The sequence below is a fragment of the Methanosarcina sp. 2.H.T.1A.6 genome, from assembly GCF_000979455.1.
In the GTDB taxonomy this organism is placed as follows: domain Archaea; phylum Halobacteriota; class Methanosarcinia; order Methanosarcinales; family Methanosarcinaceae; genus Methanosarcina.
Window position 1 is genome coordinate 17,243 of record NZ_JJOY01000011.1, and the last position, 10,163, is coordinate 27,405.

The following is a 10,163-nucleotide window of genomic DNA, read 5'->3' on the forward strand; positions in this document are numbered from 1 at the left end:
TGCACTACAAGTGCAACAGTCCGCAGTCCGTTTCACTCGCTTCGCTCGCTCAAGCGGACTAATTTATAGATATTTCTCAATCCATACAACGTCATTCACCTTATCATGTCGTTTTTGTCACGCTCGACGCAGGAGAACGGTCTTTCCCAAAAAGAAAGAAAAGGAAGAGACAAAGGAAAATTAAAAGTTGGTAAGGATGATTGTGAGTGGAAAAGAGAACCAAACAGGTCAAATCGGCAGAAATTTCAGTCTAATTTCTCTTTCAAATCTGTTTTTCTTTCATTTTGGGAAGAGCCGCCAGACAAGCTGGCGGAGGCGCTTATATTTATCTGTGAATTAAAATGAGGCTCCCGAGATCAAGGAAAGTATTCTTCGGACAGGAAAGAAAGTTCTGAATTCAGTATCTCCTGGTGAACCACCAAAAAATAAGTAAAGGGAAAAAAGGTTTAAGAGAAATTCAGGTTCATCAGCCATTTTCCAGTTTATTCAGTTCCTGAATTCTCAGCTCCACGACATCCATGGCATCTTCAAAGAGCTGCCTGTTGATTTCTATCCCGAAATATTTCTTGAGTTTTTCTTCAGGAATCAGCGTCGAACCTGCAGAAAGGTAGGCAATGTAGTTTTTGTTGAAGGTTTCCGTGGCTTCCCTGTACTGCTTGAAGAGGGCGAGAGTTACTGCTTTTGAAATTGCATAGTTGAAAGTATAGTAGTTATTTGTCAGGTAAATGTGGTTAATGTAGGTCCATTCCGCAGAATCTTCAGCGTAATATTCTACTGAGTCGCTTCCATATTCTTTAGACAGGGCGGTCCAGAGGGCATTAAGTTCTGCTCCGCTGACAGCTCCGTCTGCATTGCTTTTTTCAGCACATAATCGGTGGGCCTTATATTCGAATTCCGTGATCATCGGCTGGCGGGTAAAGTAGTTCTGGTATTCCCCTATATGCTGGGCAAGCACGGCAACTGCGGTTTCCTTATCAGAGTTTTCGACCACATAATCAACAAAGAGTTCTTCGTTGAACGTGGACGGGACCTCCATTTCATAGATCTGGCCCGTGCAGTAGAGATAATCCACGGAATTGCCCATCAGATAAAAATTAATTCCGTGCCCGAGCTCATGAGTAAGAGTCTTCTGGTCACTGATAATGCCGTTGTAGTTCATAAAAATCAGGGCCGGAGCCTTCAGAGCAAAGAGGCCGTAACAGTAACCTCCGGGCTGTTTTCCATTTTCGGGGGCAGGATATACGTCTATGAAATTTTCGGTTACTGTTTTTAAGAAAATTTCGTTGAAACGGGAATCCATCCCGGAATAGGATTTCTGGATCTCCTGCAAAGCATCTGTATAGGCATAATTTTTACCAGATTGACCCGTCAACTGCAAAATTAGGTCATACGGCCTGAGCGTTTCAAGCCCGAGCTTTTTCCTCCGAAACTCATTATAAGCTTCAAATACGGGTTTTCTCTCCTTAAAAACCGTATTCATATCATCAACCTGATTTTTTGTGAGATAAAGGCCGTACAGGCTGGCTTCGTAAGAGTCCGGGTAGTTTAGCTGTCCTGCAGCAAGGTCATCAAGGCGGGCTTTTTCCGCATAGAGAGAAGCCATTGAATCGGATTCGATTATAAGGTGATAAAACCTCTTATCATAACATCTCATCCTGTTTTCCCGGCTCTGGTCTGTTGAAAGCAGAGTATTATAAGACTGGGAATTTACTGAGAACTCTTCCCCGTTCTCAAGAGTTATGCTTCCTGCCATGGTGACTGTATTGGTGATTTTAGAAAGGGCCTCAGTCTCCAGTTTCATGCGCTGATTTTCAATCTCTGCCAGATATACGGCCTGAGCTTCATCCACCGGCCTGTGCTCTGCAAACCTTATATAGGTCGCTTCAAGATAAGCCCTGTATGGCTCAAGTTTGGGTTCTTCGGAAAAGAGCCTGACCCATTCCTTCTTACTGAGCGAGGTCAGTTTCACGGTTGCAAAGGCATTAACCTTTTTATATTCTGTAAGCAGGTCCTGGGTATCCGCAAGAAGAGACATGAAGAACTGCTCATTCACGTTTTTGCTGAGCTGAGTGTATGCATAAGTGTAGAGAATATCAATGGATCTTGAAAACTCTTTTTCGGCTTCCAGATACCTGAGTAAAGCAGTCCCGGATAGCTTCTCAAATTCCGGACGATAAGTTTCGTTTATTTCTTCCGAGCTATTTTTTAATGCCCCAAGCTTTTCTAAGGCATCTCCCCTGCTACTGAAAAGATAGGAATTGTTCCATTCCGTGGTAACTTCATCAGGATTAAGCTCTTTATTTCTGTCCATAAATTCTACCCCTAATAACTATCAATCTATATATCAATCTATAACTGTGAACGTAATACGTAGGAATGAGAATATATAAGGACTGATTCATATTAACCTGATGTCCAGAAAGTATTCAAAGAAAGTGTTCAAAAATGCAATCAAAAACCTCAAATTCATAATCCAGCCAGGCTGAGTGCAGGTTAATAAATCAACATAAAGCAGAAAGACCCAGCCAGGTCAAATTATTTATATCCGCCTTCCCATTAGTGTTTTAAAAAAATTAGTTCTTAAAAAAGGTAAGTTCTTAAAAAAGGTAAGTTCTTAAAAAAGGTAAGTTCTTAAAAAAGGTAAGTTCTATGAACTGTTGCAAAAGAACACACGGAATTCCCGCCCTATTTTCTTTTTTCGTACCCGGTCTGGGCCAGCTTGTAAAGGGACATCTTTTCAAGGCACTTGGCATCTGGATAGCCTTCATGGTTACCGGACCAGCACATTTCATAGGATTTGGAATTTCATTATGGCTGATTATATGGGTCTGGCAGATTTATGATGCTTACAATGCCTGAAAAATAAGTAGTGGAAATATGGAAATGGCAAGATAAGTGTATACTAAAGTAACTTACTTAGCTATACACTAGATTCTTTTTGAAATTCGAAAATCCGATATATTTTTTGATTATTTTCTCTGAATCACTCTTACCGGTTGGTGCCGAGCCGTCAGTTCTCAATTTTACTATCAATATCTATCACAATCTATCAAATTGATTAAAGGAAAAATTAAACTTTCCATGACCACAAGATATTTAATTAGGGGAAACCTAACTAACTGCACTGATCGAGATATGAATGAGAAAAAAGAGCATTTGTTCATAGTCTTTGAAAACCTGGTCAAAATCAAAAGCGAGTGCTCTTGTGAGATCTTCTCTGAATGCGGGTTATCGGATATCACTGTAAAACAGATCGGATATCTGAGGGTCATAGATGAACATGGGGAAGTGACATTTAGCAGGCTTGCTAAGATTACCAGAAACTCAAAGCCAACCATCACAGAGATGGTCAACAAATTCTTAAAAATGGAGTGCGTGTACAAAGAAAAGTCCTCGGATGACGGGAGAATCTTTTACATTCGCCTGACTGAGAAGGGGCGGAGAATAGCTCGTGCCGAAGAAAACGCTTTGTTGAAGGTTATTGAAAAAATGGCAGATTCTCTGGACGAGAAAGAGATCGACACGCTTATCAACATCCTGGAAAAGGTATGGTAATTTTTTTGTAGAGTATATAGTTAGGTTAATCCAAACTAAATAATTTGAATTACAGAGACGACTGAGATAACAACTTCATAATAATTGAGACGATTGTGATAACAACTTCATAATTCTTGAGACGACTGAAAATAACTGAGACGATTGTGATAACAACTTCATAATTCTTGAGACGACTGAAAATAACTGAGACGACTGAGATAACAACTTCATAATAATTGAGACGATTGACAATGAATTCAGAAAAAACCGATGATAACAGAGAGAGCATCGTAATGCCGCTCTTTGAAGTAGTTGTTTACCCGAAAAGCCGGGCAAAATTCCTGGCTGATAAAGTCACCGGGGAAATACTATCAACTGATATAAAAAATGCCGAGCCTGTGTATGCTGTCGGGTTGACAGTAAAGAGCGGCACAAAACCTTCAGACCTGTCAGAAGACGATCTGTATAAAACAGGAAATCTGCTTAAGATTGTATTTGTGCAGCCTGCTGATGAAGGATATCTTGTTGTTGCGAAGGCTGTCAAGAGGGTAGAGGCCGTCTCTCTCTGCCGGAAGGACGGACTGTTCTATGCAACATATGAGCCTATTTCTGATCTTCCGGATCTTGATGAAGATATTCATGCGGAAATGATAGAGAATGTAAAAACGATGATTAATGAGATAAGCAGTCGTTTTCAGGGTTCTGAGAAATTTACCAAGCCAATCGAGAAGATGGGTTCCATTGACCAGATAATGGGACATGTCATGCCATTCATACCGATAAAACTTGAAGAAAAGCAGGCCCTTCTGGAGATTGTTTCTGTCAGGGAACGATATCTTACGTTTTTTAATATTCTGATGAAGCACAAAGAGAATATCAATTTCCAGATTGAAATTGCAAAAAAAGTTACCGATAATATAAACAAGTCGCATAGAGAGGCGATGCTTAGAGAGCAGCTGAAGGTAATCCAGGAAGAACTCAATGAAGGCGCAGATTCCACATCAGGTGAAGGAGGATACCGGGAAAGAATTGAGAATTCCAGGATGCCTGATGAGGTAAGAAAGAAAGCACTCTCAGAGCTAAAGAAACTCGAAACCGGAGGCATCCACAATCCTGAAAGCCCTGTTCTCCGAAACTATCTTGACCTCATGCTCGACCTTCCCTGGGTAACGGAAGAGAAAAAGAGCATCGATATTGCCGAAGCCCGCCGTGTGCTTGAGAGCAACCATAACGGGCTTGAAAAAGTCAAGGAAAGAATAATCCAGCACCTGGCGGTAATGAAATTAAAAAAGGAAAAACAGGGTTCGATTCTGGTCTTTACGGGACCTCCGGGCACTGGCAAAACAAGTCTGGGTAAAAGTATTGCAGATGCCCTTGACAGGAAATATGTCAGGATCAGCCTTGGAGGCGTCAAAGATGAAGCCGAGATCAGGGGACACCGCCGGACATACGTTGGGGCTCTGCCCGGAAGAATTATTCAGGGCATGAAAAAAGCAGGCACGAAAAATCCTGTATTCGTTCTCGATGAAATCGATAAGCTTTCATCTTCCTACTCAGGAGATCCGGCAAGTGCCCTTCTGGAAGTCCTTGACCCCGAACAGAACAGCACCTTCTCAGACCACTACCTGGAAGTCCCCTATGACCTATCCGAGGTATTGTTCATTGCCACTGCCAACTCCCTGACAAATATCCCGGCTCCGCTTCTTGACAGGATGGAGCTGATCGAGATCTCGGGCTACACGAAGAACGAGAAGTTTGCAATTGCAAGAGACTACCTGCTCCCCAGTACCCTGGAAGAACACGGTCTTGATGCGGATAAACTCAAAATTGAAGATGAGGCCTTAAAGGTAATCATCGAAAAATACACCCGTGAAGCAGGAGTCAGGCAGCTTCAAAAACAGCTTGCAAAGGCTTCGAGATTTGTTTCCGAAAAGATCGTTTCAGGCAAGGCTGACCTGCCTTATGTGATAAAGGTGGATATGCTCAAAGAGACCCTCGGAAAAGAGATGATCCGGCAGGAAGAAGCCCGAAAAGAGAATGTTCCCGGCGTGGTCACCGGACTTGCCTGGACCCCTGTCGGAGGAGAAATTCTCTTCATAGAAGGCACATTCATGCCCGGAAAAGGAAAGCTTACGCTTACCGGCCAACTCGGGGATGTGATGAAAGAGTCTGCGCAGATATCTATGAGCCTTGTCAGGTCCAGGCTTGCAAGCACTGCAAACAGCTTTAACTTTACTGCAAGCGACGTTCACATCCACGTGCCCTCGGGTGCAACCCCAAAGGACGGCCCGTCAGCAGGTGTGACTCTATTTACTGCCCTCACATCCCTGATTACCGGCAAAGCAGTTGACCCAAAAATTGCCATGACAGGGGAAATCACGTTGAGCGGGGCAGTAATGCCTGTGGGCGGCATAAAAGAGAAAATCCTGGCAGCTCACAGGGCAGGCATAAAGAAGGTAATCCTGCCAAAAGAGAATGAAAGGGATCTTGAAGATGTGCCCGAAGATGTCAGAAACGAACTTAAATTCGTACCGGTGGAGACCATTGAAGAGGTCTTGAAAGAGGCACTTGATATGGATCTTCCCGGACAGATGCTGTCGTCGTCGTTTGCAGGAAACAGCTTCGCAACTACCCAGAACGTTTGAATTTGAAGTGCAGGATGGGGTTACGGTTTGTCGGAACCGTGATACACCCTTCCTGAGAATTTTTCTTAAATATTTTTGAAATCTGGGTCTAAGTTTAGTTCAGTTTTTCAGCACTTTTCTTTTATGATCCTTTTTTTCCGATGTCATAAATCATTATTCAAATCCTCATTCGGTTTTTACAGGATACGTACTTTAAAAAACTGTCATTATTGATCAGTCGGTACAAATTGATCGGCTAATCAAGTTTAAACATTCCTGCAAATAATATAATGGAGAAAATTGTAATATTACGTTATTTGAAGGTCCTGAGAATCCGAAAGTCCTGAGAAATCGAAACTAAGAGGCAAGATCATGAAAGTAATAGCCATAAACGGAAGCCCCAGAAAGAAATGGAATACAGCAACCCTGCTTGAAAAAGCTCTTGAAGGAGCAGCTTCAGAGGGTGTGGAAACAGAAATAGTCCATCTCTATGACCTCAACTTTAAAGGCTGCACAAGTTGTTTTGCCTGCAAATTGAAGGATGGAAAAAGCTATGGAAAATGTGCAATGCAGGACGAGCTGACCCCTGTGTTGGAGAGACTGAAAGAGGCGGATGCTGTGATCCTGGGATCACCCATTTACCTTGGGAACTCTACAGGCGAGATGAGATCGTTCATGGAACGTTATGTATTTCCATACCTCACGTATTCCAATAGCGTGCCTTCGCTCTATCCGAAAAATATCCCTGTTGGTTTCATCTACACTATGGGGGTAAAGGAAGAATACATGGATATGTTTGGGCTCAGGAAAACTATTGAATTGAATGAATATATTGCTAAGAGAATCTTCGGAGATTCCGAATCACTGTATAGCACCGATACCTACCAGTTCGAGGATCATTCAAAGTATGTGGCAGACAGTTTTGATCCCGAGGAAAAGGCAAAAAGGCGAAGAGAAGTGTTCCCGAAAGACTGTGAGAAAGCCTTTGAGATGGGGGCAGGGTTCGTAAAGCGGCAAAAAGCTATGGAAGTAAAGAAGTAAAAGCAATAAAAATTGAGTCACTTTACTCCCTGAAACCGATTTATAACTCCTATAATATCGAAAACCTCCGCCAGCTTGTCTGGCGGCCCTTCACAAAAAAAAGAAGTAGAGAAAAAAGAGAATTAAAAGAGAAAAAGCTCGAAAAAGTAGTAAAAACAAAATAGATGGGAAAAAACATTTTTCAGGCCAGAACTCATTCTATTTTTATTGCGTGCCCACCGACTTATCAAATCTCTTTTACTTGTCAGCTTTTATTTACTGGTTTTTTGCTTATTTTTTGTCTTTTTTGAGAAGGCTGCTCTCCTTCGTCGAGCGTGACAAGAAAGGTTCGGTATAGTGAATACGGTTGTACGGGTCAGAAATATTTTTAGTAGATTTTTTGAGCTTTCCGGTCGAAGTCCAGTTCCTCAGTTTAGGAGAAGAACCTTCTGAATAACTATTCTTCTTTCAGGGCTTTTCACCACACTCGTGAAGAGCTGTGGAAAAATTCAAAGCTGCCCACCGCTGCAGGAGAAAGCCCCATTTCTTCAAACATTCCCCTGAAAACCACCCGGTATTCCTCTTCAGGTATCGTTTCCCCACTGCTTCCAGGAGGCATTATGATTTCGAGCCTTACCTTTCCGGAGGCATCGAGTTCAACCATGTACCTGTTCTCATTATCATAAGTCACTACCTTTGCCTCCGGGACAAAATAACTTACTGAACCCAGCCGCCTGCCGTCCTTTAAAAAGACTTCATCCGGACCCAGGCCTGCCATGGGATACGTATAAACACTCACAGTGGACCCGTAAGTGGAATCATCACTGTTTTCCTTGAGATAGGCATATACAGCCGGGAAATCCGGAGATTCGTTCACCGATATTTCAGCGTCCCAGGTCTGGTTTTGTGCGGCTTTTTTCAGGGCTTCAAGATACTTTTCCGAGGCTTTTTCATCTATTCCGAAGAGGAGCCTTATTTTTTCAAGCATCCAGAAGTCATCCGGAAATTCCGATAACTGTAAGGGGGATTCGGGGTCGGAGTGGCTGAAGTTCGAGAGGGCTACACAGGTTCCGGTCCTGGCTTCAGTTTCGGATTTTTGTCCTTTTTCCGCCTTTTCTTCACAGATGAAGACCATGAGCTCGGAGTTCTCGTTATAGTTAAGCCTGATATTCTCCACAAGAGCAGCACTTCCTAACCTTTCCCTTACCTCCGGAACATCCCCGGGCTCAAAACCCGAAAAGTTTCCAGGCCAGGGCCAGGAACCTTCCACTTCATAGCCTGCTTTCTCCGCTTTCGTAAGTGCTGAATTGTAATCAAGAGGCCCGATATCAACGTCCTCGGAATAGTACCAGGAACTGTCAACAAAACCCATTAATAAGAAAGGGCCGAAGAAAAACAGCACAAGAAGGAGGGGAATGAGCAATAATAATATCAGTATGGCTTTTTGCTTATTCATGAAACTTTCAACTCCGGGGAAACATCAGTAAACTGGAGAGGTTGTTAGTATTCCGAATTATATGCCGAATCTTAATACTGTCGGAGTTGATAACTCGGAGCTTTTCATAACATTAAATTAGAAATGCTAAAATAATATATAAGTTTGGCTTATTTTGTAAACTTTTAGATCAAAAAATCGAAAATCAGTAAATTTGTCATAGATCCGGAACCTTCCAAAAGTCCCTACCCTTATTCCTTTAGAGTGGTAATGGGCTGAGCTTTACAGGTAGCCATTTTTCTGTTGCTTTATCGAACTTGACCAGTGCAACCGGAATGGTATCTTCCGTCGTTCGTGTTCCGAGCTCCAGTAAGGCTATCCCGAAAAGAAGGGGGCGGAGGTGGAAGAAACGGTCAGAAATCGGGCTATAGAAAAGCAGGAAAAACCCGTAGTTCACAAAGAGAACAGGGCATAATATTTACAAAAGTGGTGGGTGAAGCGTGAAATAAAACGACAAATTTGAAAACCCATTTGCTTTTAAAGATAAAAAGCTTAAATCTGATACATACATGAAAAACCTGAGAAAATACGGTAAAGCTCCTTTCAGTGTAGCAGTCATTCATGGTGGCCCCGGAGCCCCTGGAGAAATGGCTACCGTTGCCAGAGAACTCTCTGCCATTCGGGGAATCCTTGAACCCCTCCAGACAAAAGCAACCCTTGAAGGTCAGGTCCGGGAACTGAAAGCCGTGCTGGAAGATCATGGAGACTTACCGATCACGTTAATCGGGTTTTCCTGGGGTGCGATGCTCAGCTTTATTTTCACAGCCCGCTACCCGCAGTTCATAAAAAAACTAATTCTAATCGGAAGCGGCCCCTACGAAGAAAAGTATGCCGCAAACATAATGAATACACGGATAAGCAGGCTCGGAAAAGAAGATTGGGAAAACTTCCTTTTCCTTACAGAAACCCTTAATGATCCCTCAGCTAAAAACAGGGATGAAGCCCTGTGCAGCTTTGGAACATTGATGTCAAAAACGGACGCTTATGACCCGCTTCCTCATGAAAAAGAACTGCTCGAATGCAGCTACGAGGCCTTCAAAGGCGTATGGGGAGAAGCCAGCGAGTTGAGGCGCAGCGGCAAGCTCCTGGAACTGGGAACTAAAATCATGTGCCCGGTAATTGCAATTCACGGGGACTATGACCCTCACCCGTTCGAAGGAGTAAGAGAACCCCTTTCCGGAATTTTGAAGGACTTCAGGTTCATTTTGCTGGAAAAATGCGGGCATATGCCCTGGATTGAGAGAGCGGCAAAAGAAATATTCTACAACTTATTAAAGAAAGAAATTTGGTAACTATTCAGGTAGCCTTCATAGGGCTACCTGAATAGTTTCTATTCAAATTGCGTTCTTTTTATTTATTTAGGAGGCCAGTTCTTCTCGATCCAGCCAGGGATACGGCCGGAGTCCATTGGACCAACCTTAACATTTGCACCGAGTGTATCTTCGAGGTCACCCTGCAGACGAGCTGAGAGACCTGGAATGATAAGG

9 protein-coding genes are annotated in these 10,163 nt (G+C 42.9%); 5 read left to right on the forward strand and 4 right to left on the reverse strand.

The window, feature by feature from the left end; genetic code table 11:
- Positions 1-466 precede the first annotated feature (466 nt).
- Positions 467-2,311 (reverse strand): M3 family oligoendopeptidase, encoded by a 1,845-nt coding sequence (locus EO98_RS03195; RefSeq protein WP_048140761.1) that lies wholly within the window; start codon positions 2,309-2,311, stop codon positions 467-469.
- A 338-nt stretch (positions 2,312-2,649) separates the two neighbouring features.
- Here EO98_RS03195 and EO98_RS03200 point away from each other — a divergent pair, with 338 nt between their 5' ends.
- The 4 genes from EO98_RS03200 (at position 2,650) to EO98_RS03215 (ending at position 7,202) form a co-directional block, all read left to right on the forward strand.
- Entirely contained in the window at positions 2,650-2,859 is a 210-nt protein-coding gene (locus EO98_RS03200; protein WP_048134557.1) for a hypothetical protein, read from the forward strand.
- A 276-nt stretch (positions 2,860-3,135) separates the two neighbouring features.
- Positions 3,136-3,555, forward strand: coding sequence for a MarR family winged helix-turn-helix transcriptional regulator (locus EO98_RS03205; protein WP_048140763.1), 420 nt, complete (start codon positions 3,136-3,138; stop codon positions 3,553-3,555).
- Between the two features lie 233 nt (positions 3,556-3,788).
- Positions 3,789-6,182 carry an endopeptidase La gene (gene lon, locus EO98_RS03210; RefSeq protein ID WP_048140766.1) on the forward strand — a complete coding sequence of 798 codons (2,394 nt, stop codon included), beginning with the start codon at positions 3,789-3,791 and terminating at the stop codon, positions 6,180-6,182.
- A gap of 351 nt (positions 6,183-6,533) precedes the next feature.
- Positions 6,534-7,202 carry a flavodoxin family protein gene (locus tag EO98_RS03215; protein WP_048140768.1) on the forward strand — a complete coding sequence of 223 codons (669 nt, stop codon included), beginning with the start codon at positions 6,534-6,536 and terminating at the stop codon, positions 7,200-7,202.
- Between the two features lie 457 nt (positions 7,203-7,659).
- Here EO98_RS03215 and EO98_RS03220 read toward each other — a convergent pair whose 3' ends face one another.
- A complete protein-coding gene (locus EO98_RS03220) occupies positions 7,660-8,637 on the reverse strand; it encodes a hypothetical protein (RefSeq protein ID WP_048140770.1) in 978 nt (325 codons plus the stop codon).
- Positions 8,638-8,875: 238 nt separating this feature from the next.
- Complete coding sequence (locus EO98_RS18165; protein ID WP_156161001.1) at positions 8,876-9,073, reverse strand: hypothetical protein; 198 nt, start codon at positions 9,071-9,073, stop codon at positions 8,876-8,878.
- 112 nt (positions 9,074-9,185) lie between these two features.
- Between EO98_RS18165 and EO98_RS03225 the strand changes: the two genes are divergently transcribed.
- Positions 9,186-9,968, forward strand: a complete 783-nt coding sequence (locus EO98_RS03225) for an alpha/beta fold hydrolase (RefSeq protein ID WP_048140772.1) — start codon at positions 9,186-9,188, stop codon at positions 9,966-9,968.
- Positions 9,969-10,030: 62 nt separating this feature from the next.
- On the opposite strand, the gene EO98_RS19365 is transcribed toward EO98_RS03225, so the two are convergent.
- The coding region (locus tag EO98_RS19365; RefSeq protein ID WP_156161002.1) for a hypothetical protein at positions 10,031-10,163 on the reverse strand (133 nt) is incomplete at its 5' end.